Origin of the sequence: Agromyces sp. NDB4Y10 (assembly GCF_001620055.1) — a bacterium.
In the GTDB taxonomy this organism is placed as follows: Bacteria; Actinomycetota; Actinomycetes; order Actinomycetales; family Microbacteriaceae; genus Agromyces; species Agromyces indicus.
The window spans coordinates 1-17,236 of the sequence record NZ_LQGY01000048.1 but is presented as its reverse complement, the minus strand read 5'-3'; the positions used below and the strand labels follow the sequence as shown (position 1 = coordinate 17,236).

The window sequence follows — 17,236 nt, the reverse complement described above, 5'->3', positions numbered from 1 at the left end:
GCCCGACGCCGACCTCCGGCCGTCCCGCGGGGCCCCGCTCGACGGCGCGGTCGAGCTCGCGCGTCGCGCCGCCGCGGGCCGCGCACCCGCGACCCGGCCCGGACTCCTGTGGAGCACCGCACCCGCCGCCGGCGGATGAGGTGCACTCCCCCGTCCGCGACATCCTGCGCCAGCATGGTGGCATGACCGCCCTCGGCAGCCCGAGCCTCGAGCCCGACCCCGCCCACCCGGGGCTGCGCTTCCGCCGCCCGGATGAGCGCGACCATGCGCGCGTGGTCGGCGTCATCCCCGAGTGGTGGGCCCTGCCCGGCACCGCGAACCTCGGCCTGCTCCTGCCCCGCCTCTTCCTGCAGCACTTCGCGGACACCTCGACGGTCGTCGAGGACGGCGACGGCGACCTCGCGGCGTTCCTCATCGGCTTCCGCTCGGCGTCCCAGCCGGGGGTCGCCTACATCCACTTCGTCGGGGTGCGGCCCGACCTGCGCGCGACGGGGCTCGCCCGCACGCTCTACGAGCGCTTCTTCGCGGCGATGCGGGCGAGCGGATGCCACCGCGTCGGCGCGATCACCGGCCCCGGCAACGCGGCGTCGCAGCGGTTCCACCGCGCCATGGGCTTCGAGCCCACCGGCGACACCGAGATCGAGAGCGTGCTCGCCTGGCGCGACTACGACGGCCCGGGCGAGCACCGGGTGGTGTTCACGCGGCCGCTCTGACGCGGCATCCGCCCGCGCGCCTTCGAGAACGCTGTGAGGATGTCGCAACCGGACCCGATCAGGATGCATGAAGTCGCCTTCATGTGTTTCCATGTTCTCGGAGGGGAGTAGTCCCCGCAGGGTGCGTCGTCACTCCGAGTCCGCCACCGGGCTCCGGCGCACCCGGGCCGCACGGCCCCGGCTCCGGCCGGGCGGCGCGCGACGCTCGGACGAGACCTCCGGTTGCCACACCTGACAACTGGAGGAGACCGTGGACGTCCCCCTGTACGCCTGGCTCGCCGTGCTGGCGGCCATCATCGCGATGCTCGCGATCGACCTGTTCGCCCATCGCCGCGCCCACGTGATCGGCGTCCGCGAGGCGCTCGGCTGGTCGATCGTCTGGGTGCTCTCGGGCATCACCTTCGGCATCATCGTCTGGAACTCCTGGGGCGCCGAGGCCGGCCAGCAGTACTTCGCCGGGTACCTGATCGAGAAGTCGCTCGCCGTCGACAACGTGTTCGTGTGGGCGATCATCTTCGCCTCGTTCGCCGTGCCGCGCGAGTACCAGCACCGCGTGCTGTTCCTCGGCGTGCTCGGCGCGCTCGTCTTCCGCGGCATCTTCATCGCCGCCGGCGCCGCGCTCATCGAGAACTTCTCGTGGATCCTCTACGTCTTCGCCGCGTTCCTGATCTTCACCGGCATCCGGATGCTCGTCACGCGCAACGAGCACGTGCACCCCGAGCGGTCGCGCACGCTGAAGCTGTTCCGGCGCTTCGTGCCGACCACCGACGCGTACTACGGGCAGCGGTTCCTGATCCGTCGCGCGGGCGTGCTCGTCGCGACGCCGCTGCTGGCCGTGCTCGTGCTCGTCGAGGTCACCGACATCATCTTCGCCGTCGACTCGATCCCCGCGATCTTCGCCGTCACGACCGAGCCGTTCCTCGTGTTCACGGCGAACGCGTTCGCGATCCTCGGACTGCGCGCGATGTACTTCCTGCTCGCCGACCTCATCCACCGCTTCAAGTTCCTGAAGCTCGGCCTCGCGCTGGTGCTGGTCTGGGTGGGCACCAAGATGGCGCTGCTCGACGTGTTCTACATCCCGACGACGGTGTCGCTCGCGGTGGTGGCGGTCATCATCACCGTCTCGATCGTCGCCTCGCTGGTCGCCACGCGCGGCCAGGGGCGCCACGAGGTCGAGGCCGCACCCGCCGGGGCCTTCCGGATCGCGACCGACGAGGAACTCGCCGAGGCCGAGCCGGTGTTCCGGCGCTCGCGCGAGCTCACTCGCACCTGACCTCCCGCCGAGTGCGCGGAATTGCGACGAGTGTGCGGGTGCACGCGCGCGCACTCGTCGCGTTCGGGCGCACTCGCGGAACCGGCCGGGCGAGCGGCGTCGTACGCTCCCAGGATGCGGACCTGCTTCGGCGTCGACCTCGCGTGGGGCGAGGGCACGCCCGCCCGTCCGCCGAACGAGACCGGTCTGGTGCGGCTCGGCGCCGACGGCACCGTGCTCGACGCGGGCTGGGCGCGCGGCGTCGAGGCGGTCGCGGCCTGGCTCGCCGAGCGGATGTCGCCGGGCGACGTCGTCGCGATCGACGCGCCGCTCGTGGTCGCGAACGACCGCGGCATCCGCGAATCCGAACGCGAGGTCGGGCAGCGGTACGGCCGGTGGAAGGTCGCCGCCAACCCGACCAACCTCGGCACGCGCTGGCTCGCCGGCGTGGCGCTGCGACGCCGGCTCGAGGCATCCGTCGCGGGATTCGCGGTGGTGAGCGGGCTCGAGCCGCCGGGCGCCGCCGCGGTGTCGGCGTTCGAGTGCTACCCCTACACGACCCTGGTCGGCGCGGCCGAACTCGGGTACGACCGCGAACGGCCGCGCTACAAGCGCCCGAACGCTGCCCTGCCCGCCGCCGAGCGCCGGGCGTTCCGGGCCCGCGAATGCGACGACCTCATCGAGCGGATGACGCGCCTCGCCACCGCCGACCCGCCCCTCGACCTGCGGTCGCACCCGGTCACGGCCGCCCTCGTCGACGAGCGCTCGCCACTCGCCGACCGCCCGTACAAGCACCGCGAGGACCTGCTCGACGCCGCGCTGTGCGCCTGGACCGCCGCGCTCTGGGCCCGCCACGGGCTCGAACGCTGCCAGGTGCTCGGACTCGGCGCCGCGCCGGACGCCGACGGGCGGCCCTCCACCATCGTCGCGCCGGCGCGACCCGAGCAGCGGCGCTGAACGTCGTCGTCCGGCGGACGGTTAGCAGAGCGGTTCTCGGCTGGCAAGGGCCTGTCGCGGGTCGATCCGGCCGCCTAGCGTTGGGGTCACGTCGCATCCACGGTGCGACGCAAGGGATCGAGAGGGGGACCTCGATGGGTGAAGGCGACAAGGTCGGAAACAAGGCCGAGGAGCTCGGAGGCAAGGCCAAGGAGGCCGCCGGCAAGGCGACCGACAACGAGCGCCTCGAAGCCGAAGGCCGCGGTGACCAGACCAAGGCCAACCTCAAGCAGGCCGGCGAGAACGTGAAGGATGCCTTCCGTTCCTGACCGGACATGAAGCGGATGGGGCGCGTACCGCGGGGGTGCGCGCCCCATCGTCATGTCCGCGGATGCCGCGGGGCGACGTTCGCTGAGGGCTGAGGCCCCTCGCTTGCCGATGTCGGCGGGCGGTGGTTGGCTCAGCACGTGCTCGGCCGTCTCCTCCTCCGCTACCTCAAGCCCTACACGTGGCTCATCGTCGGCGTCCTGCTGTTCCAGATCCTGTCCGTCGCGGCGACGTTGACGCTTCCGCGGCTCAACGCCGCGATCATCGACGACGGCATCGCCAAGGGCGACACCGCCTTCATCTCGTCGACCGGCGGGCTGATGCTCGCGATCTCGCTCGGTCAGATCGTCGCGGCGATCATCGCCACCTACTTCGCCGCCAAGGCGGCGATGCGCGTCGGTCGCGACATCCGCAACGACGTCTTCGACAAGGTCAGCGCGTTCTCGGAGCGGGAGGTCTCGCACTTCGGGCCCGGCTCGCTCATCACGCGCAACACCAACGACGTGCAGCAGGTGCAGATGCTCGCGATGACCGGCGGCACCATGCTCGTGAGCGCGCCGCTCATGGCGGGCTTCGGCATCTTCATGGCACTGCAGCAGGATGCGGGCCTCAGTTGGCTCATCTGGGCGGCGGTGATCACGATCCTCGTGGTGGCGACGCTCGTCATCAGTCGCATGGTGCCGCTGTTCCGCACCTTCCAGGTGCGCCTCGATGCGGTCAACCGCGTCCTGCGCGAGCAGCTCACCGGCATCCGGGTGGTGCGCGCGTTCGTCCGCGAGCCCATCGAGGAGCAGCGGTTCAGCGTCGCCAACCACGACATCATGGACGTGGGCCGTCGCGTCGGCACGCTCTTCATCACGCTGTTTCCGCTGTTCATGCTCGTGCTCAACGTCACCGTGGTCGGGGTCATCTGGTTCGGTGCCATCGAGGTCGACGCGGGCCAGGTCCAGGTCGGCACCCTCTTCGCGTTCATGCAGTACGTCGGCATCATCCTGAGCGGCGTGCTGATGGCCGCGTTCACGACGATCATGATCCCCCGGGCGGCGGTCTCGGCCGAGCGCATCGGCGAGGTGCTCGCGAGCGAGTCGACGCTCACTCGCCCCGAGCAGCCCGTCGGCGACTTCCCCGCACCGGGCACCGTCGAGTTCCGCGACGCCGCCTTCCAGTACCCGGGCGCTGAGCACGGCGTACTCGAGGGCGTGACCTTCCGTGCCGACCCGGGCGAGACCGTCGCGATCGTCGGCTCGACCGGCGCCGGCAAGACCACGCTCGTCTCGCTCATCCCCCGGCTCTTCGACGTCACCGGCGGCGCGGTGCTCGTGAATGGGGTCGACGTGCGCGAGGCCGACCTCGACGAACTGTGGAAGACCATCGGGCTCGTGCCCCAGCGGCCGTTCCTGTTCGCCGGCACCGTGGCCTCCAACCTGCGGTTCGGCCGTGAGGAGGCGACCGACGCCGACCTCTGGCACGCCCTCGAGATCGCGCAGGGCCGTGATTTCGTGGCCGAGATGGAGGGCGGCCTCGACGCCCGCATCTCGCAGGGCGGCACGAACGTCTCCGGCGGGCAGAGGCAGCGGCTCGCGATCGCCCGTGCCATCGTGCACCGGCCCCGGATCCTCGTCTTCGACGACTCGTTCTCCGCCCTCGACCTCACGACCGACGCGAGACTCAGGCAGGCGTTGTGGCGTGAACTGCCCGAGGTGACCAAGGTGGTCGTCGCCCAGCGCGTCTCCACCATCACCGACGCCGACCGCATCGTGGTGCTCGAGGACGGCCGGGTCGTCGGCGTCGGCCGGCACGACGAGCTCGTCGAGACGTGCCAGACGTACCGCGAGATCGTCGAATCCCAGCTCGGAGTGGAGGCCCAGGCATGAGCGCCGACGTGAACGGTCGGGAGCTCACCGCCGAGGAGCTCGAGGAGCAGCAGCTCGCCGAGGAGGCCCGCGTCAACTCCGGGGACTGGAACGCCATCGCGCCCGGCAAGGCGCAGGACTTCGGCCGGAGCTTCCGACGCATGATCGGACTGCTCGCCCCGTGGAAGTGGTCGTTCGCGTTCGTGTCGGTGCTCGGCGCGATCGCCGTCGTGCTCACCGTCATCGCCCCGCGCGTGCTCGGCGAGGCGACGAACGTCATCTTCGAGGGCTTCATCTCGCTGCAGCTCCCGGCGGGCGTCACCCAGGAGCAGGTCGTCCAGCAGCTGCGCGCCGACGGCCAGGACGACCTCGCGAACATCGTCTCCGCAGCGACGCTGACCCCGGGCGAGGGCATCGACTTCGTCCGCCTCAGCCAGCTCGTGATCATCGTGCTCCTCCTGTATGTCGTGGCCTCGGTCCTCTCCTGGATCCAGGGCTACGTCATCAACGTGATCATGGTCCGTGCGATGTACGGCCTGCGCGAGCAGGTCGAGTCGAAGATCCACCGACTGCCCCTCAGCTACTTCGACCGCACGCAGCGCGGCGAGCTCATCTCGCGAGTCACCAACGACATCGACAACATCACCCAGACCATGCAGCAGTCGCTCTCGAGCGCGCTGACGAGCATCCTCACGGTCATCGGCGTGCTCGTGATGATGTTCTCGATCTCGTGGCAGCTCACCCTGGTCGCGCTGGTCGCACTGCCGCTCATGGCGGTGATCTTCGGCATCATCGGGCCGAAGTCGCAGGCCGCGTTCGGCATCCAGTGGAAGAAGGTCGGCCGGCTCAACGCTCGTGTCGAGGAGTCGTTCTCGGGCCACGCGCTCGTGAAGGTCTTCGGTCGCGAGCGGGACGCGAGCGAGAAGTTCCGCGCCGAGAACGAGGAGCTCTACGAGGCGGCGTTCAAGGCGCAGTTCCTGGCCGGCGTCATCATGCCCGGCATGATGTTCATCGGCAACCTCACCTACGTCGGCATCGCCGTGCTGGGCAGCATCATGGTGGCCGGCGGCCAGCTCCGGCTCGGCGACGTGCAGGCGTTCATCCAGTACTCGCAGCAGTTCACGCAACCGCTCGCGCAGCTCGGCGGCATGGCCGCGGTCGTGCAGTCCGGCACGGCGTCGGCCGAGCGCGTGTTCGAGCTGCTCGACGCCGACGAGCAGTCGCCGGATGCCGCGGATGCGCCCGCGTCCGTCGAGGGTCGCGGCGTGATCGAGTTCGAGCACGTCTCGTTCTCCTACACGCCCGAGCGTCCGCTCATCCGCGACCTGTCGTTCCGCGTCGAACCCGGGCAGACGGTGGCGATCGTCGGCCCCACGGGTGCCGGCAAGACGACGCTCGTGAACCTGGTCATGCGGTTCTACGAGCTCGACGGCGGCCGGATCCTCATCGACGGGCAGGACATCTCCGAGCTCACCCGCCGCGACGTGCGAGCCCGAACCGGCATGGTGCTGCAGGATCCGTGGCTGTTCGGCGGCACGATCCGCGACAACATCCGCTACGGACGCGAGACCGCGACCGACGACGAGATCATCGCCGCCGCGCGAGCGACGTACGTCGATCGGTTCGTGCACTCGCTGCCCGACGGCTACGACACCGTGCTCGACGAGGACGCGTCGAACGTCTCGTCCGGTGAGAAGCAGCTCATCACGATCGCCCGGGCGTTCGTCGCGCAGCCGAGCGTGCTCATCCTCGACGAGGCGACCAGCTCCGTCGACACGCGCACCGAGCTGCTCGTGCAGCACGCCATGGCCGCGCTGCGGCAGGGCCGGACCTCGTTCGTGATCGCGCACCGCCTCTCGACGATCCGCGACGCCGACCTGATCCTCGTGATGGAGCACGGCGACATCGTCGAGCAGGGCACGCACGACGAGCTCATCGCGGCGAAGGGCGCCTACTACCGCCTCTACAACTCGCAGTTCGAGCAGGCGGCGTACGACGTCGACGCCGAACTCGAGGCCGACGCCGAGGGGCGTCCCGCCCGCGCCGACGGCGGCCTCCGCCTGGAGGAGTCCATCGAGGCGGCCGGCGAGGCGGCGGCCTCCCAGGCCGAGCAGCTCTAGCCCGCTGCGCGTCGGGCCGGGCGACCCCGCGCGGCATCCGTTCGTCAGTGCTCGTGCCGACGGGTAGCCTCGAAGCAACGTGACGACCCCGACCCCCCTCCCCACAGCCCCCACGTGGCGGCTCTGGCTGGTGTGGGGCGTCGGGGTCGCGGCGTACGTGCTGTCGGTCACGAACCGCACCTCGCTCGCGGCCGTCGGCGTCGACACCGCGGTCCGCTTCGACGCCGACGCGTCGACGCTGTCGATGTTCGCCGTGATCCAGCTCGCCGTGTACGGCGGCATGCAGATCCCGGTCGGCCTGCTGCTCGACCGGTTCGGCGCGCGCCCGGTCATCACCGCGGGCATGCTGCTCATGGCGATCGGCCAGCTGCTGCTCGCGTTCGCGCCGGACGTCGGGTGGGCGATCTTCGCGCGCATGCTCCTCGGGGCGGGTGACGCCGCGGTCTTTCCGAGCGTGCTGCGCGTCATCGCGGTCTGGTTCCCGGAACGGCAGGCGCCGTTCATGGTGCAGCTCACCGGGCTCGTCGGCCAGTCCGGCCAGATCATCGCGGTGCTGCCGCTGGCCGCGCTCCTGCACGCGACGAGCTGGAGCGTGGCGTTCGGCTCGCTCGCGGGGCTCGGGGTGCTGTTCACGGTCCTGACGTTCGCCGTGATCCGCAACCGTCCTCCGGGCCGCGTCGCCGACGTCTCGGTCGACACCGTCACGGGCGCGATCCACGTGGTCCGCTCGTCCGCCGACCTCCGCCAGGGGTTCCGCGAGTCGTGGGCGCACCCCGGCACGCGGCTGGCGTTCTGGTCCCACTTCACGACGCCGTTCTCGGGCACCGCGTTCGTGCTGCTCTGGGGCTTCCCGTTCCTCACGATCGGGCAGGGTCTCACGACGGGCATGGCGTCGCTGCTCTTCACGGTCTACGTCGTGTTCGGCGTCCTCGTCGGCCCGGTGATCGGCGCGCTCTCGAGCCGCCACCCGATGCGACGTTCGCGGCTGCTCGTGCTGCCGCTCATCGGCATCCAGGTCGTCGCGTGGCTCGTCGTCATCGCCTGGCCGGGCACCGCACCGCTGTGGCTGCTGTTCGCGCTCGCGTTCGCGATGAGCGCCGGCGGCCCCGCGTCGATGATCGGCTTCGACCACGCGCGCACGTTCAACCCGCGCCACCGGCTCAGCACCGCGACGGGCATCACGAACGTCGGCGGGTTCCTGGCGGCGCTCCTCGCGATCCTGCTGATCGGCATCGCGATGGACGCGCAGGGCGCCGGCACCCCCGACCGCTACACGCTCGACGCGTTCCGCCTCGCGTTCCTCACGCAGGTGCCGCTCTGGCTGCTCGGCAGCCTGTTCATCGTGATCGAGCGGCGACGCACGCGCGTGCACGTCGGGCTCGACGCGCCCCGCGTGCGCCGACGCGACCGCGGGCGCGACCCCGGGGCCTGACGCGTGGCTCCTCGACTCGGGATGGCCGCGGCCATAGGGTTCAGGCATGGACAGCGCCGTGGCCGCGATCGCCGAGTGGATGCCGCAGCAGCGGTGGTTCGGCGGCAAGGGGCACACGCCGCAGCTGCGTGAGATCGGGTCGTGGGAGCTGCCCGTCGACGAGGCGGGCGTCCGCGTGCGGTCGCTGCTGGTCATGGACGAGGCGTCGCAACCGCCCGTGCTGTACCAGGTCCCCGTCGTGGAGCGGAGCTCGGCCGTGCCGGCGGCATCCGCTCACCTCGTCGCACGGCTCGACGACGGCACCGCGCTCTACGACGGGCCGCACGACCCCGCGTTCACCGACGCGCTCCTCGAGCTCATCGTGGGCGAGGGCCGCGCGGTCGCGCACGGCGCGTGGGCGGCCGGGCACTTCTCCGGGGCGACGGATGCCGCGCCTCGCGGCGCTCGCGTGCCCGCGACCGTGCTCGGGGGCGAGCAGTCGAACACGTCGATCGTCTACCGGCCCGACGGCGCCGCGCCCGTGATCTGCAAGGTGTACCGCCAGCTCCACCACGGCGACAATCCGGACGTGACCCTGCAGACCGCGCTCGCGGCGTCGGGCTCGCGGCACGTGCCCGCCAGCGTGGGCGACGTGATCGGCGAGTGGGACGACACCGGGCAGCCCGACGGGCGCGCTCGCGGGCATCTCGCGTTCGCGCAGGAGTTCCTGCCGGGCGTCGAGGACGCCTGGCGCGTCGCCCTCCTCGCCGCGGCCGCCGGGCAGGACTTCGCCGACGACGCCCGCGCGCTCGGGGTCGCGGTCGCCGAGGTGCACCTGTCGCTCGGCGAGCTGTTCGAGCGCGAGCCCGCGACGGGCGACCTCGTCGAGGCGGTCACGGCGGCGTGGCAGCGGCGGCTCGGCATCGCGGTCGACGAGGTGCCCGCCATCGCTCCCCACCGGGACGCGATCGACGCCTTCTACGCTCGCGCGCAGGCGGGCGCCTGGCCCGAGCTGCAGCGCGTCCACGGCGACCTGCACCTCGGGCAGGTGATCCTCGCGCCCGGGCGCGGCTGGCTCATCCTCGACTTCGAGGGCGAGCCGATGCGCCCCATGCACGAGCGTCGACGCCCCGACCTCCCGGTGCGCGACGTGGCCGGGATGCTCCGCTCGTTCGACTACGTCGCCGGGGCGACCGAGCTCGTCCACCCGGAACGGGCCGAGGAGGCCCGCGCCTGGGCGGCATCCGCTCGGCAGGCCTTCATCGACGGGTACGTCGCCGCCTCGGGCATGGACCTCGCCCGGTACCGCGACCTGCTCGCGGCGTTCGAGCTCGACAAGGCCGTGTACGAGGCCATCTACGAGACGCGCAACCGGCCGGACTGGGCGCCGATCCCGCTGCGGGCGATCGCGAAGCTGCTCGAGAGCGGGCCGCTGCGCGCGTCGACGGATGCCGCGGGCGCACCGGATCGCGTGGTCGACCCGGCCTGACGCGGCATCCGTCGCCCGCTGCTACACCCGACCGCCGTCGGGCGCACCCGGGTTCGGCAGGTCGTGGGCCTCGCCCACCGTGCCGTCCTCCGCGGCGCGCCGGTCGGCCTCGGCCGAATCGAGCGCCGTCTCGTCGAGGTCCTCGTCGAGCGGGGTCTCCTCGCCGTCCGAGCCCGGGTCGAGCGGGATGCCCTCCTCGCGGCCGCGCGGCTGCTGCTGGGGGTCCATCTGCGGATCCGTGGAACTCACCATCGAACACCACCTCCTGGGCCGAGCGTACGACCGGGGCGCTGCGGGCCGACAGGGGTTGCGGTTCGGGCGCCGGGCGCTTCCGCTGGCGCGGCGCCTGTGGGGGCTGCGGCGCTGCCGGGGGGTCAGCGGATGCCGCGGGCCCAGAGCATGAGCGGCGTGCGATCGGCGTATTCGACGTACTCGTCGCCGAACGCGTCGACCAGCCGGTGCTGCTCGATGCGCGCCTTCACCGCGAGCACCACGACGAGCGCCACCCAGGCGACGATGAGGTCGATGCGCGCGAACCAGATCACCCAGCCCGCGGCGGCGACCAGCAGGCCCACGTAGATCGGGTTGCGCGTGAGCCGGTACACGCCGGTCGTGCGCAGCCGCGCGCCCGGGCGCGGCGCCACCCACGGCACGAGGTCGCGGCCGAGCGCAGCGACCCCGGCACCCGCGAGCACGATGCCCACCATGATGAGCAGCACCGCGAGCACCGCCGACTGCTGCCCGCTCCACAGGGGGGCGCCGGGCACCGTGAACGGCACGATCAGCAGCACCCCGATCGACAGGAACTGCAGGGCGACGAGCCAGTTCGCACGATCCTTCACGGCTCCATTCTCGCGCGTGGCGCGCGCTGCGAGCGTGCCCACCGCGGCCCGTCTGTGGGAGGCTGGCCCCGGAGGTCACATGCGCGCATCACCGCACCGGACCCTGGTCGTCGGGGTCGTGCCCGGACAGCCCGACGCGGTCGTGATCCAGGCGGCGGCCCTCGCCGCGCAGCTCGACGCGCGGCTCGTGTGCGCGACGGTGGACCGCGGGCGGTACGTCGTCGAGGAGCGGCCGGACGGCAGCATCCGCTCGGCGCCCGTCGACCCCGACCTGCCGGAGGCCGACCTGCCGGACGTCCGCCTGCCGGAGCTGGCGCTGCCGGAGCTCCCCCTGCCGGAGGCGGATGCCGCGGGAACCACGGGCCGCGCCGCCGGTGCCGACCGCGTCGACCCCGACCTCGAGTCGCGCCTCGGCGGCCTGCTCGACCCCACGGGCGTCGCCTGGGAGACGCGCGCGCTCGCGGGCGACCCGGCGCACGCGCTCGCCCGGCTCGCCGACACGCTCGACGCCGCGATGATCGTCGTCGGCACGCACTCCGGCGGGCTCCGCGGCAGCCTCCGCGAGCTCTTCACGGGGTCGGTCGCGGCGCACCTCGCGCACCGCCAGCACCGGCCGGTCGTGGTCATCCCGCTCGCGCCGGTCGGGTTCGACGCGTCACTGCCCTGGGATTCCGAGTCGTGACCGCGGCCCCGCCGCATCGCCGGTGGCGCTCGCTCGGGCTCGTCGCCGCCGGCGGCACGGTCGGCACCGCGCTCCGGGAGGCCCTGCTGCTCCTCGCGCCCGACCTCGCGCGATTCCCGGCCACGACGTTCGCGATCAACCTCGCGGGCGCCTTCGCGCTCGGCGTGCTGCTCGAGGTGCTCGTGCGGTCGGGGCCCGACGAGGGCCGGCGCCGCGACCTCCGCCTGCTCGTCGGCACGGGGGTGCTCGGCGGGTTCACGACCTACAGCGCCCTCGCGACCGCCACGGCCCTGCTCGCCGTGTCCGGACTCGCGGGGTGGGCGATCGCGTACGCGCTCGGCACGGTCGTGCTCGGTGCGGCGCTGAGCGTGGCGGGCATCGCGGTCGGCGCGGCGCTCGCCGCCCGGCCCGGCGGTGGCGGTGCACCGGGGGCGGCGCCATGACGCCGCTGCTGTTCGTGGCGACGGCCCTGCTCGGCGGGGTCGGCGCGGCACTGCGGTTCCTGCTCGACGGGCTGGTGCGGGCCCGCACCCGGGGCACCTTCCCGATCGGCACCGCGCTCGTGAACCTGTCGGGCTCGTTCGCGCTGGGCATCGCCACGGGCGTCGCGGCGGGCGGATGGCTCGCGCCCGAGGTCACGGCGGCGCTCGGCGTCGGTCTCTTCGGCGGCTACACGACGTTCAGCACCGCGAGCGTCGAGACCGTCCGGCTCGCGCAGGAGCGCCGCTACCGAGCGGCCGTCGTGAACGGGCTCGGCGTGGTCGTGTCGTGCACGCTCGCGGCGCTCGCGGGGCTCTGGCTCGGCGGGCTGCTCGGCGGGATGCTCGGCACCTCCGGGGCGTGACGGATGCCGCGGGCTCAGCCGACGGGCCGCAGCGGACAGAAGACGACCGTGCGGGTCTGGTCGTCGGGCGTGCCCGGCGGGCTCCAGTACTCCTCCCACATCGTGGACTCGTCGAGCTCGCGACCGTGCAGCGCCATCGCCGCGGCGATCGCGTCGTAGGCCTCGGAGACGGCCGAGTACGGGCCGAGGTGGGTGGTCGTCGCGACCTCGCCGGCGGGCAGCACGTCGGCGACGACCGCGCCGTCGCCCTCGATCGGCTGCGGCACGACGAACCCGGCGCTCACCGTGACCCGGCCGGTCGCGGGATCCATGTCGCCGTACTTCGCCGCGGCGGGCCCGTCGCCGAGCAGCCCGAGCGAACCGAGATGGGCCGCCACGCGCTCGAACGCCGATCCCATGAACGTGGGGATCTCGGCGAAGGTGGTGCTCGTGCGCACGGCGGCCAGGTGGCGCTCGGGCACGGTCGTGATGCTGACGTCGTGGGTCATGACGGCTCCTCGCGGTCGGTCTGCACGCAGTCTGCGTCGCGTCGACCCCCTCGGCCAGGGGCTTCGGTCCCCCGGCGCCGCCGTCAGCCCTGGCGGCCCTTGAATCGCGGGTTCAGCTTGTTGATGACGTAGACGCGACCACGGCGCCGGACGACCTGGGCACCCGGCTGGTTCTTGAGCGACTTGAGCGAGGCACGGACCTTCATGCGGATCTCCGATACTGTTGAGAACAATTCTCAACAACCGTACTGGATGGAACCGCCGTGCCCCACTTCGACCCCTCCTCGTTCGTCAGCAGGTCGGCCGGGCTCACCCTGGTCCTCGGCGCCGAGACCGCGGCCCGGGAGACGTACGCCGAGCAGCTCGCCGCCGCGACCGGCGCGCGGCTCGCGCGGGTGATCGCCGGGCATGCGTCCGCGGCATCCGAGGTCGCCGACCTGGTCGCCGCACTCGAGGGCACGCAGCCCGCCGCGCGGGCGGTCGTCCCCGTCCCGGGCGACGTCGACGTGACCCACGTGATCGGGGCGGCATCCGACGGCGCGGGCGATGCGACCGTGGTCACCGTCGTGGACGCCACGAGCATCATCAGCCGCCTCGGCCGGCAGACCTACCTCGACCGGGCGGCCCCGGAGGGACCCGAGCTCGTCGCGGAGGCCGCGATCACGGTCCAGCACCTCGAGTTCGCCGAGCTCGTCCTCGTCGTCGACCACGAGCGCGTGCCGACCGGCCGGCTGACCAGGTTGACCGCCCTGCTGTCGCACCTGAACCCCACCGCCCGCATCGTCCTGCGCGGCAGCACGGTCGTCGTCCCGGCGACCCGACGCGGCCGCACGCCGTACGGCGACCGCCCGGGGTGGGTGCGCGCGCTGAACGACGAGCACGATCCGGTGTTCACGGACCCCGACGTCCGCACCTTCCGCTACGAGCAGCCCCGGCCGTTCCACACGGGGCGACTGATGCACCTGCTCGAGGGCGACCTCTCCGGGCACCGGTACGGCACCCTGGTCCGCTCGGCGGGCTTCTGCCGCTTCGCGACGCGTCCGGGCCGCGCGGCACTGTGGGAGCAGGTCGGCTCGATGATCACCTTCGACCCGCTGGCGGCGGACGAGGCGTCGCCGGAGCTCGCGAGCACCGGTCAGGACCTCGTGTTCACGGGCATCAGGCTCCACCGCGCCGGGCTCACGGCGGCGCTCGACGCGTGCGTGCTGAGCGACCGCGAGCTCCTCGAGGGGCCGGGCGCGTGGTCGCGGATCTCCGACCCGCTCCCCCGGTGGGTCGAGGCCTGAGCCGGCGCCGCCGCCCCGCCGCCCCGCCCCGCCGTCGCTGACCCGGGTCACCCGTCGAGCAGTTCGCGCACGTCGGCCGCCGAGAGCGCGGCATCCGTCGCCCCCGGATCGCCGTCGAGCACCGACGCGACGAGCTCGCCCTTGCGCGCCTTCAACGCCATGACCTTCTCCTCGATCGTGCCCTCCGCGACGAGCCGGTAGACCATGACCCGGCGGTCCTGCCCGATGCGGTGCGCGCGGTCGACGGCCTGCTGCTCGCTCGCCGGGTTCCACCACGGGTCGAGCAGGAACACGTAATCGGCCTCGGTGAGGTTGAGACCGAATCCGCCGGCCTTGAGGCTGATGCAGAAGACGGATGCCGCACCCGAGCGGAAACGCGCGACCTCCTCGTCGCGGGCGCGGGCCGGCGTCGCGCCGTCGAGGTACGCGTACGGCACGCCCTCGGCCTCGAGCCGGCCCGCGACCCGGCCGAGGAACGACGTGAACTGGCTGAACACGAGCGCCCGGTGCCCCTCGGCGAGCACGTCGTCGAGCTGCTCGAACAGCGCGTCGAGCTTCGCCGACGGCATGCCGGTGTGCCGTTCGTCGATGAGCGACGCGTCGAGCGCGAGCATGCGCAGCAGCGTGAGCGACCGGTAGACGATGAACCGCTGCCGGTCGAGGTCGTCGTCGAGCAGGTCGAGCAGCTTCTGCCGCTCCCGCTGCAGGGTCGCGTCGTACAGGCGCCGGTGGCGCGGGGCGAGCGCGACGGTGAGCACCTGCTCCTGCTTGGGGGGCAGCTCGGGCGCGACGGCCTCCTTGGTGCGGCGCAGCATGAGCGGGCGGATGCGGCGGCGGAGCAGGTCGCGACGTTCGGCGTTGCCGTCCTCCTCGATCGGGCGGCGGAACCGCTCGTCGAACGCGCGCCGGGACGGGAACAGCCCCGGCGCGACGAGGTTCAGGATCGCCCACAGCTCGCCGAGGTGGTTCTCGACCGGCGTGCCGGTGACCGCGAGGCGGAACGGTGCACGGATGCCGCGGGCGGCCTCGTGCGCCTTCGTCGCCGGGTTCTTCACGAACTGCGCCTCGTCGAGCACGAGGCCGCCCCACTCGAGCGCCGCGAACGCGTCGGCGTCGAGGCGCAGCACGGCGTACGTCGTGATCACGAGGTCGGCGTCGGCGGCGACCTCGGTGATCGTGGGGTGCCCGGCGCCTTCGGTCGCGGTGACGGAGGCCACGCGCAGCCCGGGCGTGAAGCGCGCGGCCTCGCGGACCCAGTTCGATGCGACCGACGTCGGCGCGACGACGAGGAACGGTGCGCCGCGCCCCTGCGCCTCGACGGCGTGCTCCACGAGCGCGAGGGTCTGCGCGGTCTTGCCGAGCCCCATGTCGTCGGCGAGGATCCCGCCGAGCCGGTGCCGCCAGAGGAAGGCCAGCCAGCGGAACCCGTCGAGCTGGTACGGGCGCAGCGGCAGCGCGAGCCCGTCGGGTTCGGGCAGCGGCTCGACCGCGGCGTCGTCGGCGAGCCCGGCGACGGTGGCGCGCCAGCTCACGGCCGGCTCCGCGGCATCCGCGAGGTCTTCGAAGTCGGCCCAGAGGCTCGCGCGACTGCGGTGGATGCGCATCCCCGTCTCCCACTCGGCGAGCGTGCCGGCCTCGTCGAGGAGTTCCCTGAGCTCGTCGAACTCGGGGCGCCGCAGCGACAGGTAGGAGTTGTCGACGAGCTTCAGCCGCCGCGCGCCCGTCGACAGCGCGCGGAAGAGCGGCATGAACGGCACCGTCCGGCCGGCGACGGTGACGAGCACGCCGAGGTCGAACCAGTCGGCCTGGCGGGACTCGACCGTCGTGACGGTGAACGTCGGCCGGTCGGTGAGCTCGCGGTAGTCGGGCGGGTCGCCGACCACCTCGACCCGAACGCGGCCGAGCGTCTCGAGCCGCGGCACGACGCGATCGGCGAACGCGGCCGCGTCGGCGTCGTGCAGCTCGACCTCGTCGTCGCGCGCGTGCTCGAGCACCGCGCGCACCCGCTCGGCGGTCTCGTCGCGGTCGGCCTCGAAGCCGGCGAGCACGCCGACGGCGGCGGCGATCACGGCGGCGCGCGCCTCGGCCGGCTCACCGTCGAAGCGCACCGGGTCGACGGATGCCGCGAGCGGGCTCGTCCGGCCGTCGCCGTGGTCCCACGCCCACGCGAGCCGGAGCGACCCCGCGGGTGCGTGCGTCGCCGTCAGGACGAGGTCGGCCGGCGGGGCGGGCGGCGGCGCGAAGCTGCCGTCGCTGCTGCGGATGGGGAGGGTGCGCGCGAGCACCCGGTGGTGGGCGCGGAGGAACTCGTCGAGGTCAACGGCGGGCACGTGCAGCACGTCGGCGCCGCCGAGCAGCGCGAGCTGCGCCGAGGTCGCGCCGCCCGCGACGGGCGCCAGCTCGATCACCCCGGTGTCGAAGTCGAAGCGGTACACGCCGTGCTCGCCGACCGCCCGGGCGTGCTCGACCGTCGAGGCCGCACCGTCCACGTCGACCGTCGGCACGAGGGCGAGCGCCCCCTCGGCGTCGACGGTCGCCTCGAGCCCGACCCACGCCGCCGCGGCGAGCCGGACGTCGGGCGTGGCATCCGCCCCCACCAGGTGCACGCCGAGCCGCCGCGCTTCGGCCAGGAGCGCCCAGAACAGCGGCGACGCGTACTCGTCGACCGTGATGAGCTCCGACCCCCACGTCGGGATACCGCCTGCGGGCGACCCCTTGAGCGCCGCGAACTGGGCGAACCAGCGTGCCTGCGCGGGGTCGTACCCGCCCGACTCGCCCTGGTAGGCGATGTTCTGCCACGTGAGGCCCGCCTTGATCCAGGCGCCGCGGGACCCGCGCGTGACGGGGCGCACGCCGAGTCGGTCGACGGATGCCGCCCGGCGCGCCGGCTCGTCGCGCGCGCCCTGGAACTGGCCCGGCCGGCGCAGCACGCGCCGCCGGAGCTCGAACTGCAGCCCGAGCGGACGCTCGCCGGCGACCGCCGCGTCGGCGCG

The 17,236-nt window shown here is 73.0% G+C and carries 17 protein-coding genes; 12 read left to right on the top strand and 5 right to left on the bottom strand.

Features of this window, described 5'->3' with window-relative positions:
- Window positions 1-182: 182 nt before the first annotated feature.
- The 8 genes from AVP42_RS11450 to AVP42_RS11415 all read left to right on the top strand — a co-directional run bounded on the left by AVP42_RS11450 (window position 183) and on the right by AVP42_RS11415 (window position 10,101).
- Window positions 183-713: a GNAT family N-acetyltransferase gene (locus tag AVP42_RS11450; RefSeq protein ID WP_067949152.1), complete on the top strand. Its 531-nt coding sequence runs from the start codon at window positions 183-185 to the stop codon at window positions 711-713.
- A gap of 250 nt (window positions 714-963) precedes the next feature.
- A complete protein-coding gene (locus tag AVP42_RS11445) occupies window positions 964-1,986 on the top strand; it encodes a TerC family protein (RefSeq protein ID WP_067949150.1) in 1,023 nt (340 codons plus the stop codon).
- Window positions 1,987-2,100: 114 nt separating this feature from the next.
- Window positions 2,101-2,922: a DUF429 domain-containing protein gene (locus AVP42_RS11440; protein ID WP_067949148.1), complete on the top strand. Its 822-nt coding sequence runs from the start codon at window positions 2,101-2,103 to the stop codon at window positions 2,920-2,922.
- A gap of 134 nt (window positions 2,923-3,056) precedes the next feature.
- Window positions 3,057-3,230: a CsbD family protein gene (locus AVP42_RS11435; RefSeq protein ID WP_067949146.1), complete on the top strand. Its 174-nt coding sequence runs from the start codon at window positions 3,057-3,059 to the stop codon at window positions 3,228-3,230.
- A 138-nt stretch (window positions 3,231-3,368) separates the two neighbouring features.
- Complete coding sequence (locus AVP42_RS11430) at window positions 3,369-5,102, top strand: ABC transporter ATP-binding protein (RefSeq protein WP_067949145.1); 1,734 nt, start codon at window positions 3,369-3,371, stop codon at window positions 5,100-5,102.
- Window positions 5,099-7,201: an ABC transporter ATP-binding protein gene (locus AVP42_RS11425; RefSeq protein WP_067949142.1), complete on the top strand. Its 2,103-nt coding sequence runs from the start codon at window positions 5,099-5,101 to the stop codon at window positions 7,199-7,201. Before AVP42_RS11430 ends, AVP42_RS11425 begins: the two co-directional genes overlap by 4 nt.
- Before the next feature lie 79 nt (window positions 7,202-7,280).
- Window positions 7,281-8,633 carry a nitrate/nitrite transporter gene (locus AVP42_RS11420; protein ID WP_067949141.1) on the top strand — a complete coding sequence of 451 codons (1,353 nt, stop codon included), beginning with the start codon at window positions 7,281-7,283 and terminating at the stop codon, window positions 8,631-8,633.
- A 46-nt stretch (window positions 8,634-8,679) separates the two neighbouring features.
- Window positions 8,680-10,101, top strand: coding sequence for a phosphotransferase (locus AVP42_RS11415; RefSeq protein ID WP_157356810.1), 1,422 nt, complete (start codon window positions 8,680-8,682; stop codon window positions 10,099-10,101).
- Between the two features lie 21 nt (window positions 10,102-10,122).
- On the opposite strand, the gene AVP42_RS11410 is transcribed toward AVP42_RS11415, so the two are convergent.
- Window positions 10,123-10,353, bottom strand: a complete 231-nt coding sequence (locus AVP42_RS11410) for a hypothetical protein (protein WP_157356809.1) — start codon at window positions 10,351-10,353, stop codon at window positions 10,123-10,125.
- 122 nt (window positions 10,354-10,475) lie between these two features.
- On the bottom strand, window positions 10,476-10,943 hold the full coding sequence (locus tag AVP42_RS11405) for an isoprenylcysteine carboxylmethyltransferase family protein (RefSeq protein WP_067949137.1): 468 nt from the start codon (window positions 10,941-10,943) through the stop codon (window positions 10,476-10,478).
- 79 nt (window positions 10,944-11,022) lie between these two features.
- Between AVP42_RS11405 and AVP42_RS11400 the strand changes: the two genes are divergently transcribed.
- Genes AVP42_RS11400 through crcB form a run of 3 tightly spaced genes read left to right on the top strand, consistent with a single transcriptional unit; the run spans window position 11,023 to window position 12,469 of the window.
- Window positions 11,023-11,625, top strand: coding sequence for a universal stress protein (locus AVP42_RS11400; RefSeq protein ID WP_067949135.1), 603 nt, complete (start codon window positions 11,023-11,025; stop codon window positions 11,623-11,625).
- Window positions 11,622-12,068, top strand: coding sequence for a CrcB family protein (locus AVP42_RS11395; RefSeq protein ID WP_067949132.1), 447 nt, complete (start codon window positions 11,622-11,624; stop codon window positions 12,066-12,068). Before AVP42_RS11400 ends, AVP42_RS11395 begins: the two co-directional genes overlap by 4 nt.
- On the top strand, window positions 12,065-12,469 hold the full coding sequence (gene crcB / locus AVP42_RS11390) for a fluoride efflux transporter CrcB (protein ID WP_067949126.1): 405 nt from the start codon (window positions 12,065-12,067) through the stop codon (window positions 12,467-12,469). The genes AVP42_RS11395 and crcB overlap by 4 nt, the downstream gene beginning before the upstream one ends.
- Window positions 12,470-12,483: 14 nt before the next feature.
- On the opposite strand, the gene AVP42_RS11385 is transcribed toward crcB, so the two are convergent.
- Together AVP42_RS11385 and ykgO are read right to left on the bottom strand one after the other, a co-directional pair.
- Complete coding sequence (locus AVP42_RS11385; RefSeq protein WP_067949124.1) at window positions 12,484-12,957, bottom strand: GyrI-like domain-containing protein; 474 nt, start codon at window positions 12,955-12,957, stop codon at window positions 12,484-12,486.
- Window positions 12,958-13,040: 83 nt separating this feature from the next.
- Window positions 13,041-13,163 (bottom strand): type B 50S ribosomal protein L36, encoded by a 123-nt coding sequence (ykgO, locus tag AVP42_RS11380; protein WP_067949122.1) that lies wholly within the window; start codon window positions 13,161-13,163, stop codon window positions 13,041-13,043.
- Between the two features lie 57 nt (window positions 13,164-13,220).
- On the opposite strand from ykgO, the gene AVP42_RS11375 reads away from it, so the two are divergent.
- Window positions 13,221-14,243, top strand: a complete 1,023-nt coding sequence (locus AVP42_RS11375) for a GTP-binding protein (protein ID WP_067949120.1) — start codon at window positions 13,221-13,223, stop codon at window positions 14,241-14,243.
- Window positions 14,244-14,290: 47 nt separating this feature from the next.
- Here AVP42_RS11375 and AVP42_RS11370 read toward each other — a convergent pair.
- The coding region (locus AVP42_RS11370) for a DEAD/DEAH box helicase (protein ID WP_067949118.1) at window positions 14,291-17,236 on the bottom strand (2,946 nt) is incomplete at its 5' end.

Excerpts from the sequence above, each read along its gene's own strand:
- AVP42_RS11450 (WP_067949152.1), top strand. The coding sequence starts at position 183 with ATGACCGCCCTCGGCAGCCCGAGCCTCGAGCCCGACCCCGCCCACCCG.
- AVP42_RS11440 (WP_067949148.1), top strand. The coding sequence starts at position 2,101 with ATGCGGACCTGCTTCGGCGTCGACCTCGCGTGGGGCGAGGGCACGCCC.
- AVP42_RS11435 (WP_067949146.1), top strand. The coding sequence starts at position 3,057 with ATGGGTGAAGGCGACAAGGTCGGAAACAAGGCCGAGGAGCTCGGAGGC.
- AVP42_RS11425 (WP_067949142.1), top strand. The coding sequence starts at position 5,099 with ATGAGCGCCGACGTGAACGGTCGGGAGCTCACCGCCGAGGAGCTCGAG.
- AVP42_RS11415 (WP_157356810.1), top strand. The coding sequence starts at position 8,680 with ATGGACAGCGCCGTGGCCGCGATCGCCGAGTGGATGCCGCAGCAGCGG.
- AVP42_RS11410 (WP_157356809.1), bottom strand. The coding sequence starts at position 10,353 with ATGGTGAGTTCCACGGATCCGCAGATGGACCCCCAGCAGCAGCCGCGC.
- AVP42_RS11400 (WP_067949135.1), top strand. The coding sequence starts at position 11,023 with ATGCGCGCATCACCGCACCGGACCCTGGTCGTCGGGGTCGTGCCCGGA.
- crcB (WP_067949126.1), top strand. The coding sequence starts at position 12,065 with ATGACGCCGCTGCTGTTCGTGGCGACGGCCCTGCTCGGCGGGGTCGGC.
- AVP42_RS11385 (WP_067949124.1), bottom strand. The coding sequence starts at position 12,957 with ATGACCCACGACGTCAGCATCACGACCGTGCCCGAGCGCCACCTGGCC.
- ykgO (WP_067949122.1), bottom strand. The coding sequence starts at position 13,163 with ATGAAGGTCCGTGCCTCGCTCAAGTCGCTCAAGAACCAGCCGGGTGCC.